The organism is Microbulbifer sp. ABM4_008 (assembly GCF_056311705.1).
The window spans coordinates 533254-548913 of the sequence record NZ_CM149970.1; the positions used below are offsets into that span (position 1 = coordinate 533254).

The 15660-nt window shown below is 47.5% G+C and carries 15 protein-coding genes; 9 read left to right on the forward strand and 6 right to left on the reverse strand.

Annotated elements, in window-relative coordinates:
* Positions 1-7 precede the first annotated feature (7 nt).
* Both ACYX4J_RS02265 and ACYX4J_RS02270 read right to left on the reverse strand, forming a co-directional pair.
* Positions 8-613: a cytochrome b gene (locus ACYX4J_RS02265; protein ID WP_476177783.1), complete on the reverse strand. Its 606-nt coding sequence runs from the start codon at positions 611-613 to the stop codon at positions 8-10.
* A 134-nt stretch (positions 614-747) separates the two neighbouring features.
* Positions 748-1416 (reverse strand): hypothetical protein, encoded by a 669-nt coding sequence (locus tag ACYX4J_RS02270; RefSeq protein WP_476177784.1) that lies wholly within the window; start codon positions 1414-1416, stop codon positions 748-750.
* A 570-nt stretch (positions 1417-1986) separates the two neighbouring features.
* On the opposite strand from ACYX4J_RS02270, the gene ACYX4J_RS02275 reads away from it, so the two are divergent.
* Positions 1987-2889 (forward strand): acyltransferase, encoded by a 903-nt coding sequence (locus ACYX4J_RS02275; RefSeq protein WP_476177785.1) that lies wholly within the window; start codon positions 1987-1989, stop codon positions 2887-2889.
* Between the two features lie 52 nt (positions 2890-2941).
* Here ACYX4J_RS02275 and ACYX4J_RS02280 read toward each other — a convergent pair whose 3' ends face one another.
* Complete coding sequence (locus ACYX4J_RS02280; RefSeq protein ID WP_413663346.1) at positions 2942-3379, reverse strand: host attachment protein; 438 nt, start codon at positions 3377-3379, stop codon at positions 2942-2944.
* Positions 3380-3694: 315 nt separating this feature from the next.
* Between ACYX4J_RS02280 and ACYX4J_RS02285 the strand changes: the two genes are divergently transcribed.
* The 3 genes from ACYX4J_RS02285 (at position 3695) to ACYX4J_RS02295 (ending at position 5462) form a co-directional block, all read left to right on the forward strand.
* On the forward strand, positions 3695-4123 hold the full coding sequence (locus ACYX4J_RS02285) for an Hsp20/alpha crystallin family protein (RefSeq protein ID WP_282931225.1): 429 nt from the start codon (positions 3695-3697) through the stop codon (positions 4121-4123).
* A gap of 74 nt (positions 4124-4197) precedes the next feature.
* Positions 4198-4614, forward strand: a complete 417-nt coding sequence (locus ACYX4J_RS02290; protein WP_108734525.1) for a CBS domain-containing protein — start codon at positions 4198-4200, stop codon at positions 4612-4614.
* A gap of 272 nt (positions 4615-4886) precedes the next feature.
* Complete coding sequence (locus ACYX4J_RS02295) at positions 4887-5462, forward strand: PhnA domain-containing protein (RefSeq protein WP_476177786.1); 576 nt, start codon at positions 4887-4889, stop codon at positions 5460-5462.
* 145 nt (positions 5463-5607) lie between these two features.
* On the opposite strand, the gene ACYX4J_RS02300 is transcribed toward ACYX4J_RS02295, so the two are convergent.
* Positions 5608-5850 (reverse strand): DUF6868 family protein, encoded by a 243-nt coding sequence (locus tag ACYX4J_RS02300; protein WP_476177787.1) that lies wholly within the window; start codon positions 5848-5850, stop codon positions 5608-5610.
* 233 nt (positions 5851-6083) lie between these two features.
* On the opposite strand from ACYX4J_RS02300, the gene ACYX4J_RS02305 reads away from it, so the two are divergent.
* The 3 genes from ACYX4J_RS02305 (at position 6084) to fghA (ending at position 9277) form a co-directional block, all read left to right on the forward strand.
* Complete coding sequence (locus ACYX4J_RS02305; protein ID WP_444918204.1) at positions 6084-7097, forward strand: AraC family transcriptional regulator; 1014 nt, start codon at positions 6084-6086, stop codon at positions 7095-7097.
* Between the two features lie 174 nt (positions 7098-7271).
* Positions 7272-8405 carry an S-(hydroxymethyl)glutathione dehydrogenase/class III alcohol dehydrogenase gene (locus ACYX4J_RS02310; protein WP_444915513.1) on the forward strand — a complete coding sequence of 378 codons (1134 nt, stop codon included), beginning with the start codon at positions 7272-7274 and terminating at the stop codon, positions 8403-8405.
* Positions 8406-8419: 14 nt separating this feature from the next.
* The gene (gene fghA / locus ACYX4J_RS02315) at positions 8420-9277 is read left to right on the forward strand and encodes an S-formylglutathione hydrolase (RefSeq protein WP_444896078.1); all 858 of its coding nucleotides are present in this window, start codon (positions 8420-8422) and stop codon (positions 9275-9277) included.
* Positions 9278-9405: 128 nt separating this feature from the next.
* Here fghA and ACYX4J_RS02320 read toward each other — a convergent pair whose 3' ends face one another.
* Entirely contained in the window at positions 9406-9858 is a 453-nt protein-coding gene (locus tag ACYX4J_RS02320; protein ID WP_444907253.1) for a hypothetical protein, read from the reverse strand.
* A gap of 412 nt (positions 9859-10270) precedes the next feature.
* On the opposite strand from ACYX4J_RS02320, the gene ACYX4J_RS02325 reads away from it, so the two are divergent.
* Complete coding sequence (locus tag ACYX4J_RS02325; protein WP_476177788.1) at positions 10271-12478, forward strand: S9 family peptidase; 2208 nt, start codon at positions 10271-10273, stop codon at positions 12476-12478.
* Between the two features lie 71 nt (positions 12479-12549).
* On the opposite strand, the gene katG is transcribed toward ACYX4J_RS02325, so the two are convergent.
* The gene (katG, locus tag ACYX4J_RS02330) at positions 12550-14823 is read right to left on the reverse strand and encodes a catalase/peroxidase HPI (protein WP_476177789.1); all 2274 of its coding nucleotides are present in this window, start codon (positions 14821-14823) and stop codon (positions 12550-12552) included.
* Positions 14824-15161: 338 nt separating this feature from the next.
* On the opposite strand from katG, the gene ybaK reads away from it, so the two are divergent.
* Positions 15162-15629, forward strand: coding sequence for a Cys-tRNA(Pro) deacylase (gene ybaK, locus ACYX4J_RS02335; protein WP_282931234.1), 468 nt, complete (start codon positions 15162-15164; stop codon positions 15627-15629).
* Positions 15630-15660 lie beyond the last annotated feature (31 nt).

Below are 15660 nucleotides of genomic sequence, written 5' to 3' on the forward strand. Positions count from 1 at the left end.
TTTTTCCTTATTTGGTGGTTGAGAGTGTTGTTTGTACGTGTGAGTGATCGTCTGTAGAGCCCTTTACACGGATGCCAAGGATTCTGCGCAGTGTGCCGTCACGGTCAATAAAGTGACGCTTGAGGGCTGCCAAGATATGTGCTGTTACGAGTCCAATCAGGCCCCAGGCAAGGATTTCGTGGATAGATCCCGCAATGTCTTCCTGATTGGGAATTCCTTGTAAGGTTGCAGGGATGCTCACTATGCTGAAGACATCGATAGGGCGGCCATCGGCGGTAGAAATCAGATAGCCGGAAACCATGATTGCCAGTAGTAACAGGTAAATCAGTCCATGAGTGGCGGTGGCGGCAAATTTCTGCCAGTTGGGTGTTTGGGGGTTGCTCGCCGGAGATGGGTTGGCAAAGCGCCAAGCCAGCCTGAAGAGTAGAAACCCAAGCAGGATGATGCCCACCCCTTTGTGAATTTCAGGGGCTCGTTGATACCAGGGATCGTAGTAGGATAGCTGGCGCATCCACCAACCGAGAATAAAAGTCCCTATGATCGCAGGGGCCATTATCCAATGGAGGGCGATGGCTACCCAGCCGTAGCTGGAGGAGCTGTTTTTGGCCTGCACTTCTCTCTCCTATTGGTAGTACGTCACACTTAGATTTGCTAAGTGCCACTAGGGTACAGCCTTTGGGCTCTACCACCAATGGGGAGTTCCTGAGTATGGGAAAGGAGTCAAAGGTGTTAGTAGGAAATGCCGCGCTATATCGATCGCCCAGGAGAGCTTTCGCGCTCGGCCGCCTGAAGGATGCGCTCACAAGATAGCCGATCCAGGGAGGAAGAACGCTGTGCCAATTGGTTTGCCAGCCAGCTGGTGGAGTGCTCTTCATCCCCAAGGGCTAGTTGTTCCAGCTGCCAGATAACATTCAGTAGGGTCTCACGCTCAAACCCGGCCTCAACCGTCTGGCTGGTAAACAGGTGGGGTTCCAGTTGTTCCAAATCGTTGCGCTTGAGCACTAACTCCGCATAGGTAGGGTACCAGCGGCTGCTAAACGGTTCTGGACGTTGGTGGTAGTCGAAGGTGATTCGCAGCCGGTTTCCGTCGGCATCTTCCAGAAGCGGAGTGTCATGTTCGTAGGCGGGCAGCGCTGGATTATTCCGCAAAATATCCACGATGGCGTGCCAGTCACTGGGATTTTCGTAACAGAGCCTGACAGGCTCTACCAGTTCACGGGTCCCCTTGTGATCTTCCAAAGACAGTTTTTGGCCTGGACGGTACCAGTACAGGTTAAGAAGCTGCTCATCGGCCAGGTCTGCAAGATGAGCACTGGTTAGTGGCTCTTCAGACAATGCACTCAGGTGGTCAACGGCCTGCTGTACGCTGAGCCATTGCTTGCGGTGGAAGTGCTGCTTATTACCTGTAATTCCCATTCTATTCTCCCGGCGCAATTCTACGACCTGGAGCCTCAAGTTTAGCAGGGTGCAACGCTGCTCCAGTCACTATCGTGCCTTTGCGGCGTGGGAAGATAAAAGTTGCTAATCCACGGTTATAGAAAGGGTACAATGGCGCCTTTTCATATCCAGGGCATGCTGAAAAAATGAGGCCGCTCACTGGGCTGCTGTCACTGGTTTTATCCGTGCAGTTTGCGCTGATGTATCGCCGATAGATTCAGACTATTCAGTCAATAAATATGGGGTTGAAATGCGTGTTACTCTCCCAGAGTTGCTGCGGTTTGATATTGCCTCTGGCGCGGCTAAAGCCTAGGCGCTCGGCGCATGAATTTATTGCAGTGGAGCAGTTTCCCATGAGCCATAAATATACACAGCCATGTTGATTGCGATAGGCAGCCTGTAGCCCGGATTATGTAAATACACTGATGAGAGCAGAGTCCGCTTAGTTTGTGATAAGTGGATTTCAAGATATTAAAAAAGAAACGGGTAACCTGTGAATATGGCGTGACAGCCTGACCTGTAAGCCCGGAAAATTAAAAGAGCCTTTAGATGTTTAACTTTCTCCCTTCGTTTTTGCTGTTGGTCATATCTTCGGTGTTGCTGGCCGTTAGCACATTGGTTTGTGCAGCCCCCATACTCTTGTTTTCAGTTTTTAGATTTATTCTCCCTTTTGCCTTTCTGCAAAAAATTTTCATGGGTTTTTTTATTTCTTGGGCAGAAATGTGGATAACCCTAAATAAAGGATGGATGAAGCTGACCCAAAGAACCCAGCTGGATGTACAGGGTATAGAGCATCTCGATAAACATGGATGGTATCTGGTCACAGCGAACCATCAAAGCTGGGTTGATATCTTTATTATGCAGTCGATTTTTAATCGAAGAATTCCATTCCTGAAATTTTTTGTGAAGCAAGAGTTGATCAAAGTTCCTGTGATTGGAATGTGCTGGTGGGTACTCGACTTTCCATTTATGAAGCGTTACAGCAAAGAGTTTTTGAAAAAACATCCGGAGATGCGCGGTAAGGATCTTGAAGCGACGAAAAAATCTTGCGAAAAATTTAAGCTAATACCCACCAGTATTATGAACTTTCTTGAAGGAACAAGGTTTAGTAAAGAGAAGCATCAAAGACAGCAATCGCCCTTCAAACACCTTCTAAAGCCCAAGTCCGGAGGGATTGCCTTTGCAATGCACTGTATGGGTGAGCAGCTGAACCAGCTACTGAATGTCACTATTGTTTACCCGGATGGTATACCTACCTTTAAAGATTTCCTTTCCGGTAAGTTAAAGAAAGTGATTGTTCGCATTGAGAAAGTCCAGTTGCCGAGCCGGTTTTTTGAGAGAGACTACGCAACCGATCAGGAGTTTCGGGTGGAGTTTAATCAGTGGGTAAATGAGTTATGGACTGAAAAGGATGCCCTGATTGATAAGCTTTTAATGGAAAGCAGGGCTTGAGCGGGGTCCGTAGAGAGGTTCACTCGTGACCCTCTCTACTGGCCGAACGTCACTATAGCCAAATAGGAAGTTGAGCCCGGATCTCCTCGGGTTCACAAGCCACCAGATTTTTTCCTGTTTCTCCCGCTATTGTTGCGCGGGTTGGAGTTTTCAAGGCATCCCTCAAGCTGCCAACCATGTAGGGTTCTGCAACAATATACAGTTTTTCGTACTGGCCCTCCTGTCTTCCCCTCTCCAGGGTATGTGCAATTTCTCTGGCAAAATTCTCACCTTCACGGCGATGTAATCCTGCAGAATTACCTACTGAGTGCCTTCCTTGACCATAGCTGTCGAAAGTGCGTCCGGGTGCATCACTCTCTTGGTCTCTGCCAGAGAGCCGTGATTCTGGATGGAGTAGTGCCTGGATTTCATTGAGATTTCCCGCGCGTTTGTTGGCTTCAAAAATTCGCGCTTGGGACTGGTTAGCCACAAGGACCCATGCTAAGGCCATGAACATATCCTCGTTTAACTGCCTTATTTAATCCTAGTAAATAGCCATATTGGCCACGAGCCCTGGTTTCTTATTGATGGATATGGAGGTGGAAATTCTCTTTAGGTGCACTTGGAAAGGAAGTTTTTAATATTTATATGTACAAAAGAAATATACGACAGCTCTCATATTCAATTTGTAATGGCTTTTATCGGCACTTAATCCCTTCGTTTGTCGCAGTATTTCCTAGACTGTACTCAAGATGTAACAGGCGCAAGACGGACTCTTGAGTTTTCTGGCGCCTTTTGCGGCTTAGCGTAAAAAGAGGTTGTAAATATGAGTCTGATCCCCAGAGGGTCCCTATTGGACCTTGATAATATGTTTGAACAAATGCTCTCACCGACCCGTGCAATCGGCTCTGAACGCGAGGGATTTTTTTCTCCGCGTATTGATGTGAGTGAGCGCAAGAATATGTATGAAATCAGCGCTGAGCTGCCGGGAGTGGGTAAGGACGATATCAGTGTAACCCTAGAAAATGGGGTTTTGACTCTTGAAGCTGAGGTGCACCGCGAGGTTAAGGAGAAGAAGGATGGCCGCGTGCTTCGTCAGGAGCGGCGTTACGGCAAGTTCTTGCGCAGTTTCAATCTTGGTGAAGATGTTCGCGAAAGTGAGATTGATGCAAATTTCAAAGATGGGATTCTCACGCTCACGGTACCAAAACATGAGGGGCATCCCCCGCAAAGAAAGCGGATTGAAGTGCACTGATCTAGAGGGGTTAAGGGTGATGGGTTTTACCCGTCACTCTCTTTGGCATTTGTCTAAAGAGCTTTGAGGTACCTATGAAAGTTAAACACGCAATGCATGAGGGGGCTACCTGGTGCACCCCGGATACTCCATTACAGGAGTTGGCAAAAATTTTACGAGATGAAGATATTGGTGCAGTGCCGATCGGAGAAAATGACAGGCTTGTAGGAATAGTGACTGATAGAGATATTGTATGTCGCGGTGTGGTTCAGGGGGGTAATCTCAGCTCGCTGTCCGCCCGAGATGTTATGACAGAGGGGATTGAATGGTGCTGGGAAGAGGATGATCTGCTGTCTGCTGTCCACAAAATGGAGCAACAGTTGTTACGACGAATGCCGGTACTCAATAGTGAAAAGCGTATGGTCGGTATTCTCAGTTTAGGGGATATTACCAGCGCCATCGCCAGCAAGCAGGGTGGGCAGTTCGCGGCAGCGGTCTCCTCGCACCACTGAGTGTGGGACTTAACGCATAATGCTCTTTACAGTCGTCAATCTATATTGGCGGCTGTTGAAAGTTTTAGTGCTCTAGAGTGTCTTGTCTGAAGCCTGTGAATCCCTCGGCAACCTGATGGCTCCATCTACTACTGGGCTGTTGATAGTCTTATTTACTTCCTGTCTAAGCTTGATCATGTTCACGGTCGACCCCGATGTCCGTTAAATGTGATTATTTGGGAAGCGTGAAGGAAGAATCAGTCGTATAATCCCTACTTTTTTTGAGGTTACTTATGGCTGTGATTCAGGAGCAGTTGGCACAACGCAGTGGAAATCAGTGCGAGCTCTGTAAAGCAGAAAATGGCTTGGCGGTTTATGACGTACCCCAGTCAGAGGGCTATCCAGATGCGGCAGTATTATTGTGTCAAACCTGTAGGGACCAGCTGGAAAATCCTGCACAGCTGGAAAGTGCGCACTGGCAGTGTCTGTCGGAGTCTATGTGGAGTACCGAGCCGGCAATTCAAGTGTTGGCATGGCGTATTCTAAAGCGCTTATCTGGCGAGACCTGGGCCCAAGACTTGTTTGACATGTTGTATTTGGATGGCGATTTGCTGGCCTGGGCAGAGGCCGGGGCAATACCAGAGGCTGGTGAGTTGGTGATTCATCGGGATAGTAATGGTGCCCAGTTACAAGCTGGAGATAATGTAGTTATTATCAAAGACTTGGATGTAAAAGGAAGCAGTTTGGTTGCAAAACGGGGAACGGCAGTTCGCGGTATCAGCTTAAGCGATAATCCTGAGCATATCGAAGGACGGGTCGAGGGTCAGAGAATTGTTATTCTGACAAAGTTTGTGAAAAAGAGTGGCTGATAAATATTTCAGAAATAACTTCATTTCCTGAAAAGGGTATCTGCCGGCGGACCCGAAATACTCCCCTATCCGTCTTAATTATGAAAATAAGAAAGGTATAGTTTACCTTTCTTATTTTTTTGCAAAATATTTCCGCTTTTATCAATTAACTGATAATTTTTAGAGCAAAATACGGTGTAATATTGAAGACGATAATAGCAATTTTGTATTGTGCCAGATATTGAAAGTATGCACGGCCTAAATCTTGTTCATTAAGCTCAAATATTCGTGCGTGAATCCTGGTGATCGACTTCCTCAGGCAGACAAGTCCAATAGTTGATAGCAGTAGCATCAATATGTTTATAATCGAAGCCCAGCCTAAAAATAGTGTTAGATTTTCAGTTTCCATGTGAAATTTCCTTGCAGTTCTTTCTCGTATAAACCGATAGTTTTATGAGTAGATAGTGGAAAGTGCCACAATAGTCAGGCACTAGCCTTCAAATAAGTTGCGTTTGTGGATAGGAGTAGTCCCAGTTAGTTGAAGAGCTATGTTATATGATATAGCTATTGTCCGATGCTCATTATTCCTAGACACTGTGTGATAGTGCAAATGAGAGGTTGGCAATATGGTAGCTATAAAACATGAAGCCTATCTATGAAATTCGCAGTGGTGCACTGGCTGGGTTTAATCTATTGGTGCCACAGCTCGGTGGTCAGTCATCAGATTTTTTAGCGCAAGTGGGGCTTCCTGCGGATTGTACACGTCGTCCAAATATCTTGATCCCCATTGCAACGCTGGTGGACCTCCTTAATTTGTGTTCACGGGACTTGTCCTGTAGTGACTTTGGCTTGCGATTGGCGGGGAAGCAAGGGCTACGTATGCTGGGCGTCCTTGGTAAGCTGATACTGGAAAGTGAGAATCTATCCAGTGCTTTGACAGTAACTCATCGGTATATGGTGTTACACAACCAGGCGGACCACTGGAAAATTTACCAAACTGATGACTGCTTGATTGCAGAGAGAGTTAATCACTTCCCCGACGCAATTCCCGCGCAACAGTATACTGAACTTTCAGTAGGCGCTGCCTATCGCCTAATACAGGAGATGGTTGGCTCTAAAGTATCTCCCCGCTCTGTTTCATTTCGGCATAAGCCCCAATCTTCGCTGAGTAGTTACCAAAATTTTTTTGGCATTGAGGCTAGTTTTGAGCAAGATCGAGATCGCTTGGTTTTTGATGGATCATTGATGAACTATCCCCTCGCTAAACCCAGTAGTGGTCTTATGAGATATTTTGAGGAGTTTTCCAAGTGCTTATTGGCAGAGCACAAGGGTGATATCAGCCGACAGGTTCAAGTCTTAATCCTTCAAACTCTCGGGGCCCAGCAGCACTCCCTGGAGCAAATTTCTCGCTTACTCGGTATGCCAATGAGAACGCTTCAGCGCCGTTTAAATGAAGCGGGAACCTCCTTTAAGCAGTTGGTACAGGGGGCGCGAATGAAGACTGCTCGCTGGCATCTACGGGCCTCAAGTATTGATGTGGGATTACTATCAGCAAGTTTGGGCTACACCGATATCAGTGCTTTCTCAAAAGCATTTCGAGCCATTCATGGAAGCTCCCCACTGCAGTGGAGGAAGCGACAAGCTATTAATTGTTAATTAATTAAAGGAATTATTTTGAATAATTGTTCAGCGCTACCAATTATTACTATAAGGGTGAGCTTTTAGATTTTTCCTGATTTTACTTCAGCAGCGGCGCTTGGCTTTGCACCAATAATCTTAGGGGACTATGCTGGGCGCCACTGGAACGAATGATGAAAGGCAGAATTGAAAATGAGTGCAGAGACAATCCGTTGTAAAGCAGCTGTAGCTTGGGGGCCTGGGGAGCGTTTGGTTATTGAGGATGTCGATGTTATGCCTCCCCAACGGGGTGAAGTTCGCGTGAAATTACACGCCACCGGCGTTTGTCACACAGATGCGTTCACTTTGTCAGGAGATGATCCTGAAGGGGTATTCCCGGCAATCCTCGGCCACGAAGGTGCGGGTGTTGTTGAGTCCGTTGGTGAGGGGGTGACCAGTGTCTCTGTCGGGGATCATGTAATTCCTTTGTATACCCCCGAATGTGGCGAATGTAAGTTTTGTCTCTCCGGAAAGACCAATTTGTGCCAAAAAATCAGGGGCACCCAGGGCAAAGGGTTAATGCCTGACGGTTCGACACGCTTTTCGGTAGATGGGAAACCCATTTTCCATTATATGGGATGCTCTACTTTTTCTGAGTACACAGTCCTTCCTGAGATATCTGTGGCAAAAATTAATCCCGAAGCCCCCTCAAATGAGGTTTGTCTGCTGGGTTGTGGTGTTACTACGGGAATGGGAGCCGTTACCAATACCGCCAAGGTTGAGCCGGGCTCCTGTGTGGCAATTTTTGGTTTGGGCGGAATTGGTTTATCCGCAGTGATCGGAGCCAAGATGGCTGGTGCCTCACGAATTATTGGTGTCGATATTAATGAGGACAAATTTGCGCTGGCGAAGAAATTGGGAGCCACTGAGTGTATTAACCCCAAGGCTTACGATAAGCCTATTCAAGAGGTTATCGTAGAGCTTACCGATGGCGGAGTGGATTATTCTTTTGAGTGTGTGGGCAATGTTAACCTGATGAGAGCTGCCTTGGAGTCTTGCCACAAAGGATGGGGGGAATCCATTATTATTGGAGTGGCAGGTGCGGGACAGGAAATCAGTACCCGCCCATTCCAGTTGGTTACAGGGCGGGTTTGGAAGGGATCAGCATTCGGCGGTGTAAAGGGGCGCTCTGAATTGCCTTCTTTCGTAGAGCGTTACCTGGCTGGAGAATTTAAATTGAATGACTTTATTACTCACTCAATGCCCCTTGAGCAAATAAATGATGCCTTCGATTTAATGCATGAAGGTAAAAGTATTCGCAGTGTTATTCATTTCCAGCAGGCTTGATAGGACCACTTAAAATGTCGATTGAATTGGTTAGCAGTACTAAATCTTTTGACGGTTTTCAGCAGCGTTACCGACATAAATCCAGCACGCTCAACTGTTCTATGGTCTTCTCCATTTTTTTACCGCAGGATGCAGAGGGGAATACACAGAGGAAATATCCTGTTGTTTATTGGCTTTCGGGCTTGACGTGCACGGATGAAAACTTCAGTCAAAAGGCTGGTGCTCAGAGAGTCGCTGCAGAGTTAGGGATTATCTTAGTGATACCCGATACCAGCCCCAGAGGAGACGATGTGGCGGATGACCCGGGTTATGATCTGGGGCAGGGGGCTGGTTTTTATGTGAACGCGACCCAAGAACCCTGGAAACAGCATTATCAAATGTATGACTATGTCGTGGATGAACTTCCAAGCCTGGTAGAACTTCATTTCCCCACCAATGGTCGACGCGGGATTTGCGGGCACTCCATGGGCGGCCATGGTGCCCTGGTAATCGGCCTGCGAAACCCCAAGCGATATCAATCAATTTCTGCTTTTAGTCCAATTTGCAATCCTATTGCTTGTCCTTGGGGAGAAAAGGCGCTGGGAACTTACTTGGGAGCTGATCCCAAGAGCTGGGAACCATATGACGCAACAGTGCTAATGGGGCGCGCTGTAGAGAAAACTCCGATTTTGGTTTCTCAGGGGGAACAGGATGAGTTTCTTGAGGAACAGTTGAGACCACATTCCCTGCAAACAGCTGCTGAAGCCAGTGATTATCCTCTTCGGATAGAGCACCATGCAGGTTACGATCACAGTTACTATTTCATCGCTTCATTTATTGAGGAGCACTTAAGGTTCCATGCAGACTCATTGTTGAGCAGACATATATATTAGGCTGGATAAATTACGGACTAGTGAAGTTAGCCCCTCAGTTGAGGGGCTGTTTGGGTAAAGGGTTTCGCGCTTGCTATGTATAAAGCGATACGAGCAGAATACATAGAGCCAAAGTGAGAGGCGTAAGCTTATCGTGCAACCGCCCGACACTCGCCAATAATTTCAGCTCTGTTCTGGTCAAAAGTTTGTTCGATCAGGAACCAGCCATTGGGACAGAAGCCACTTTCGGCTAGCAAGAGTTCCATTCTCTGCCGGGCAACTTTCTTCACATCTCCAGAATTGGCGCCGCCGGGACCGCCACCTCCTGGGCCACCACTACCCTTACCACCGCCGCCGGGACCACCACCACCGGGACCTCCGCCACCGGGACCTCCGCCACCTGGACCTCCACCACCCGGACCACCACGCTTACCGCCTTGGCCCTTGGGGCCGGCCCCAATGGTTGCCTTGTAGGTAAAGCGACGATGGCCCAGTTCGGTGATGTCAGTGACAAACGATTCAGTGGTGGGGATCTCTGGTGTAGAGCTACAGCCAGCAGCGATCAAAATCACAGCTGCAGATGCAAAGAGATGAACCTTCATTATTGTTACCCCGTATTTTGATAAAAGCTTTAGTCCGACATTAGCTAACCACAAATGTTGGTTAAGCAGAGTAAACATTTGTAAAGGGGGGCTATTGCAGCAGGATTGTTTGTGCGCAAACCCAAAACTGTAAGGTACTGCATGTCCCGGAAGGTTCCGTTGTAGAATCCTTCACCGGTTTGCTCTATCCACAATATAGCTGCATTTTTTAGAGGGTTTCCGATAAATTTGAGATACTTCTGGTGATCAGAACAAGTCCCAAAGAGAAGCTATGGCTTACCTGGATGCCATTTAGGCCGGCTCCTAAGGATGCCGGAGATAACATGGAATTAATCAGAATTTTCTAAATAATACCCCTGCTAGCAAGGTGGTACGTGAATTGCCAACAATACTTAATATAAAGAGTTTTCCTATGAAACAAGCACTGCTTGCATTACTTGGATGTACTTTTGCAGGAATATGTTCTGCAGAGTCACTCAGCATTGAACGGTTATTCTCCGACCCGGCTCTGAGTGGTACCGCTCCCCGAGCGCTGGAATATTCACCTGATGGGCAGCGCGTAACTTTCCTCAAAGGTAGAGTTGAAGATTACAACCGTTACGATCTTTGGGAGTACAACCTGAAAGACGGTCAGTCCCGAATTTTGGTCAATTCCGATAGTCTGCACAGCGGTAGTGAAACTCTTTCGGATGAGGAAAAGGCAAGACGGGAGCGCCAGCGAATTTATGGTAGTGGAATAATGGAGTACAGCTGGTCAGAGGATGGTCGGTCTCTGTTGTTCCCTTTGGCCGGCGATATTTACTATTACGATCTCAAAGACCGTTCTTCGCGTCGACTGACTGAAACGGAAACCTTTGAAACCGATGTAAAGGTTTCTCCCGAGGGGCACTTTGTTTCATTTATTCGCGACCAAAATATCTATATTGTCGATCTGAAAACCGGTAGGGAAAAGCAGCTAACCAGCGACGGCAAAGATCATATTAAAAATGGAATGGCTGAGTTTGTTGCCCAGGAGGAAATGGACCGGATGACCGGTTATTGGTGGTCTCCTGATGATCGGCATATTGCTTTCCTGCAAGTTGATGAGTCGCCAGTTGATCAGGTAACCCGTAGCGAAATCTATGCGGATCGTATCGAAATGATACAGCAACGTTACCCCGCTGCTGGGCGTGCGAACGCAAAAATCCGACTTGGCCTTATAGATATTGATTCGGGGGATATCCGTTGGGTCAACCTGGGAGATAATCAGGATATTTATATTCCCCGAGTAAAATGGGCCCGTGATCACCTGCTAACTTTCCAGTGGCAATCTCGAGACCAGCAAAAGTTAGAGCTTCGTGCTTACAATCTCAATACGGGAAAAACCCGAACGCTCCTTACCGAGTCCAGCGATACCTGGGTTAACCTGAGCCATGATCTCCACTTTTTGGAAGATAGCGATGCTTTTATTTGGTCATCGGAGAGGGATGGCTTCAAACACCTGTATAAATATGATTTTGGCGGCAGATTACAGGCACAATTGACTAAGGGAGATTGGGTGGTTGACGAGTTAGAGGCTGTTGATGAGCTGGCTAACCGTCTGTATTTTACCGCACGAAAAGATACTCCAATCGAGAGGCATCTCTATGCAGTCTCCCTGCAAGGGGAGAGCGACATTAAGAGAATTTCACAGCGTAGTGGTATGCACTCTATCGAATTTTCTGAGGATGCTTCTGGATATATTGATAAATTTTCCAGCGTTACCACGCCGCCTCAAGTGAGCCTGCACAGCAGCTCAGGGGCCAGAATCACCTGGCTTGAGCAGAACGCTGTAAATCGTGTTCACCCTCTCTATCCTTATAAAGATCAATGGATCACTCCGGAATTTGGCAGTATTGAGGCGCCCCATGGCCAGGAGCTTTTCTACCGCTTGTACAAACCTGCTAATTTTGATGCGAAGAAAAGTTACCCGGTAATGGTGTTTGTCTATGGTGGTCCACACGCTCAGGTGGTTACCAATAGCTGGGATAAACTATTCAACCAGTATATGGCCCAACAGGGTTATATTGTTTTTTCCCTAGATAATCGTGGTTCAGCAAACCGCGGTACCACTTTTGAGAATCCTATCTTTAAGAATATGGGATCTCCTGAAGTGGAAGATCAAATTACCGGCGTTGAATTCCTGCGTACCCTGCCTTACGTTGATAAAAATAAAGTAGGTATCTTCGGTCACAGCTACGGTGGTTACATGGCACTGATGAGTATGTTCAAAGCCGGAGACTACTTTAAGGCGGGGGTATCGGGTGCGCCGGTTACGGACTGGACGCTGTATGATACCCATTACACTGAGCGTTATATGGGCAATCCAACCAAGGATATGGATGCCTATGAGGCATCTTCTGTGTTTCCCTATGCGAAGGGCTTACAAGGTGATCTGCTGATTTATCATGGCATGGCGGATGACAATGTGTTGTTTACCAATACCACTAAACTCATAAAACAGATGCAGGACAACGGCCAACAATTTGAGCTGATGACTTATCCAGGCAAGAAGCATAGCTTGCGCGGTAAACAGACTCGCATCCACCAATACAGCATGATCAAGCGATTTTTTGATCGGCATTTAAAGGGGCAGGATTAATACTTAAATAATCTCCCAGAAGAAAAAACCGAGGCTAGCCTCGGTTTTTTCTTTATTGAGGTATATGATTCTTAAGACTGAGGCTGATCAACCCGATCCAAATTCATTACCTTGGTCCAGGCCTGCACAAAATCATTTACAAACTTGTCAGCGCCATCACTAGAAGCATAAACCTCTGCGACTGCCCTTAATTCAGAGTTTGAACCAAAAATCAGATCTACAGGTGTGGCTGTCCACCTTGCCTGGCCACTTTTGCGATCTTTTCCTTCATAGATACCCTCTGATTTTGCCGACTTGGACCAGACAGTAGACATATCGAGCAGGTTCACAAAGAAATCATTCGTCAGTGTGCCGGGGCGCTGAGTAAGTACACCATTCTGTGAGGAGTCGGTATTTGCGTTAAGTGCGCGCATTCCACCAACCAGAACAGTCATTTCAGGCACACTCAGGGTTAACAGACTGGCTTTATCAACTAATAACTCTGTAGGGGTTCTTCCATAACCATCGCCAAAGTAGTTGCGGAAGCCATCGGCCAGAGGTTGTAGTACTGCAAAAGAATTAATATCTGTTTGTTCCTGGGAAGCATCGGTGCGTCCAGGTTTGAATGGGACCTGAATTTTATGTCCGCCTTGCTCTGCTGCTTTTTCAATGGCTGCTGCGCCTCCAAGTACAATGATATCTGCCATTGAGATTTTTTTGCCCCCGGATTGGGAACTGTTAAATTCCTGCTGGACTTTTTCCAGCGATGCCAGGACTTGTGATAGTTCAGAGGGATCATTTACCGACCAGTCCTTTTGGGGTTCCAGGCGAAGACGGCCACCATTGGCGCCACCGCGAAAATCTGAACCACGGAAGGTAGAAGCAGAGGCCCAGGCAGTCCTCACCAGATCGGGAACGCTAATGCCTGCCGCCAGAATTTTTGCTTTGAGAGAACTTATATCCCGGCTGTCAATCAGAGGGTGATCAACTTTGGGGATAGGGTCTTGCCAAATTAAATCTTCTTCGGGCACCTCCGCTCCCAAATAGCGCGCGCGAGGGCCCATATCCCGATGAGTCAACTTGAACCAGGCTTTGGCAAAGGCGCGTTGAAATTCTTCCGGATTTTCCTGAAACCGCTTGGCAATTTCTTTGTAGCTGGGATCGAACTTAAGGGATAAATCCGTGGTAAACATGATGGGGGCATGGCGCTTGTTCTTGTCGAATGCATCGGGCACCAGATTTGCCGCGCTCTGATCATCGGGAATCCACTGAACGGCACCAGCTGGACTTTTTGTTTTGACCCAATTGAATTTAAACAGGTTGTCCAGATACTGCTGACTCCAATTGATCGGGGCGGCAGACCAGGCCCCTTCCAGGCCGGATGTCATTGTGTCGTCGGCATTTCCTTTCCCACACTTATTTTTCCAGCCAAGTCCCTGCTGCTCAATTGGGGCGGCGGCGGGCTCTGGGCCGAGGCAATCAGCTTTCACTGCACCGTGAGCCTTACCAAAAGTATGGCCTCCGGCAATCAAGGCCACTGTCTCTTCGTCATTCATCGCCATGCGGGCAAAGGTTTCGCGGATATCTGTGGCGGCAGCCACCGGATCGGGATTGCCATTGGGGCCCTCCGGGTTGACATAAATAAGCCCCATTTGCACAGCGCCCAGGGGCTTGTCCAACTCTCGGTTGCCGGTGTAACGCTCATCTGCGAGCATCTTGGTTTCGGGCCCCCAATAAACCAGGTCGGGCTCCCAGTCATCCTGTCGCCCCCCGGCAAATCCGTAAGTGGGGAATCCCATGGACTCCAGGGCTACATTGCCGGTTAGCACCATAAGATCAGCCCAGGACAATTTGCGCCCATATTTTTGTTTGATGGGCCAGAGTAGACGGCGGGCTTTATCCAGGTTGGCATTATCAGGCCAGCTGTTGAGGGGATCGAAACGCTGTTGGCCGCCACGGGCACCACCACGACCATCACCGATCCGGTAGGTGCCAGCGCTGTGCCAGGCCATTCGGATCATAAATGGGCCGTAATGACCGTAGTCTGCGGGCCACCAGTCCTGTGAAGTTTTGAGCTGAGTTTCGATGTCCTGTTTTACCGCTTTAAGGTCCAGGGTTTGGAATTCGGTAGCGTAATCAAAGTCGTCACCCATTGGATTGGATCTGGGGGAGTGCTGTCTGAGCGGGCGTAGGTCGAGTTGGTCTGGCCACCAGAACCTATTGGACTTTGGTTGCCCTTCAACTGCGCCCTCAAGAATGACGGGATCAGTCACCACTTCCTCATTGGTGTCTGCGGCATAGAGTGGCGCGGTTATAAATATTGAGATTATTAAAGCGGCACAACTACGATTATATTTTATTAGCATCGAAAGTGTCTCCGTACGATCGTTGATACATCCTTCGTTTCACTATTACTCATCGTAATGATATAGGCGACTTGCTGCGATTTAGTAAGGTGACTTTCGGTTTACGATAGCACCTGATTCATCTATCCAGCAGATAGTATAGCGGGTAAATAGTAAAAGAATTTACCGGTATAAGGATTAAAAGTGATCAATAAGGTAAATTGAAAAACTTAATAACCAAGCCTATTTGTTGAGTGGCGATATGGGCTGGGGTAGTTTTATTTATAGGGTGTTTTGTATGGGGCCTATTGCATTATTATATGGGTGTCGTTTGGTGGAATGTATAGGTTGTGGGTTATATGACTCCGGGAATTGCCTTATTAAAAAAGAATAATATCAGTCACAAGGTTCATGAATATAGACACGACTCTTCAAGTGATTCTTACGGTTTGGAAGCATCGCAAAAATTGGGAGTTGCTGAGGAGAGAGTGTTTAAAACGTTGGTAGTTGCGCTGGGCAATAAAAAGTTAGTTGTTGGTGTTGTTCCGGTTTCGACCATGCTTAACCTGAAACTTATTGCAAGAGCTGCCGGGGCAAAGAAGGCGATAATGGCCGCTCCAGCTGATGTAGAGAGATCAACAGGTTATGTTTTGGGGGGCGTTAGCCCTCTTGGACAAAAAAAGCGCTTGAAGACTATCCTTGATCTATCGATTCAAAATCACTCAACCATTTTTGTGAGTGCTGGCCGTAGGGGACTGGAAATAGAGTTAAGTCCAGATGACCTGATAAAGGCTGTCGATGGCAATCTAGCTAAAATTTGTGAGTAACTGAGCCGGGCAGTTCCTGATGTGAGGGTTT

Coding starts and splice junctions, on each gene's coding strand:
- ACYX4J_RS02280 (WP_413663346.1), bottom strand. CDS start 3,379: ATGGCCTTAGCATGGGTCCTTGTGGCTAACCAGTCCCAAGCGCGAATT.
- katG (WP_476177789.1), bottom strand. CDS start 14,823: ATGCTAATAAAATATAATCGTAGTTGTGCCGCTTTAATAATCTCAATA.
- fghA (WP_444896078.1), top strand. CDS start 8,420: ATGTCGATTGAATTGGTTAGCAGTACTAAATCTTTTGACGGTTTTCAG.
- ybaK (WP_282931234.1), top strand. CDS start 15,162: ATGACTCCGGGAATTGCCTTATTAAAAAAGAATAATATCAGTCACAAG.
- ACYX4J_RS02320 (WP_444907253.1), bottom strand. CDS start 9,858: ATGAAGGTTCATCTCTTTGCATCTGCAGCTGTGATTTTGATCGCTGCT.
- ACYX4J_RS02295 (WP_476177786.1), top strand. CDS start 4,887: ATGGCTGTGATTCAGGAGCAGTTGGCACAACGCAGTGGAAATCAGTGC.
- ACYX4J_RS02305 (WP_444918204.1), top strand. CDS start 6,084: ATGAAGCCTATCTATGAAATTCGCAGTGGTGCACTGGCTGGGTTTAAT.
- ACYX4J_RS02270 (WP_476177784.1), bottom strand. CDS start 1,416: ATGGGAATTACAGGTAATAAGCAGCACTTCCACCGCAAGCAATGGCTC.
- ACYX4J_RS02300 (WP_476177787.1), bottom strand. CDS start 5,850: ATGGAAACTGAAAATCTAACACTATTTTTAGGCTGGGCTTCGATTATA.
- ACYX4J_RS02325 (WP_476177788.1), top strand. CDS start 10,271: ATGAAACAAGCACTGCTTGCATTACTTGGATGTACTTTTGCAGGAATA.
- ACYX4J_RS02310 (WP_444915513.1), top strand. CDS start 7,272: ATGAGTGCAGAGACAATCCGTTGTAAAGCAGCTGTAGCTTGGGGGCCT.
- ACYX4J_RS02285 (WP_282931225.1), top strand. CDS start 3,695: ATGAGTCTGATCCCCAGAGGGTCCCTATTGGACCTTGATAATATGTTT.
- ACYX4J_RS02290 (WP_108734525.1), top strand. CDS start 4,198: ATGAAAGTTAAACACGCAATGCATGAGGGGGCTACCTGGTGCACCCCG.
- ACYX4J_RS02275 (WP_476177785.1), top strand. CDS start 1,987: ATGTTTAACTTTCTCCCTTCGTTTTTGCTGTTGGTCATATCTTCGGTG.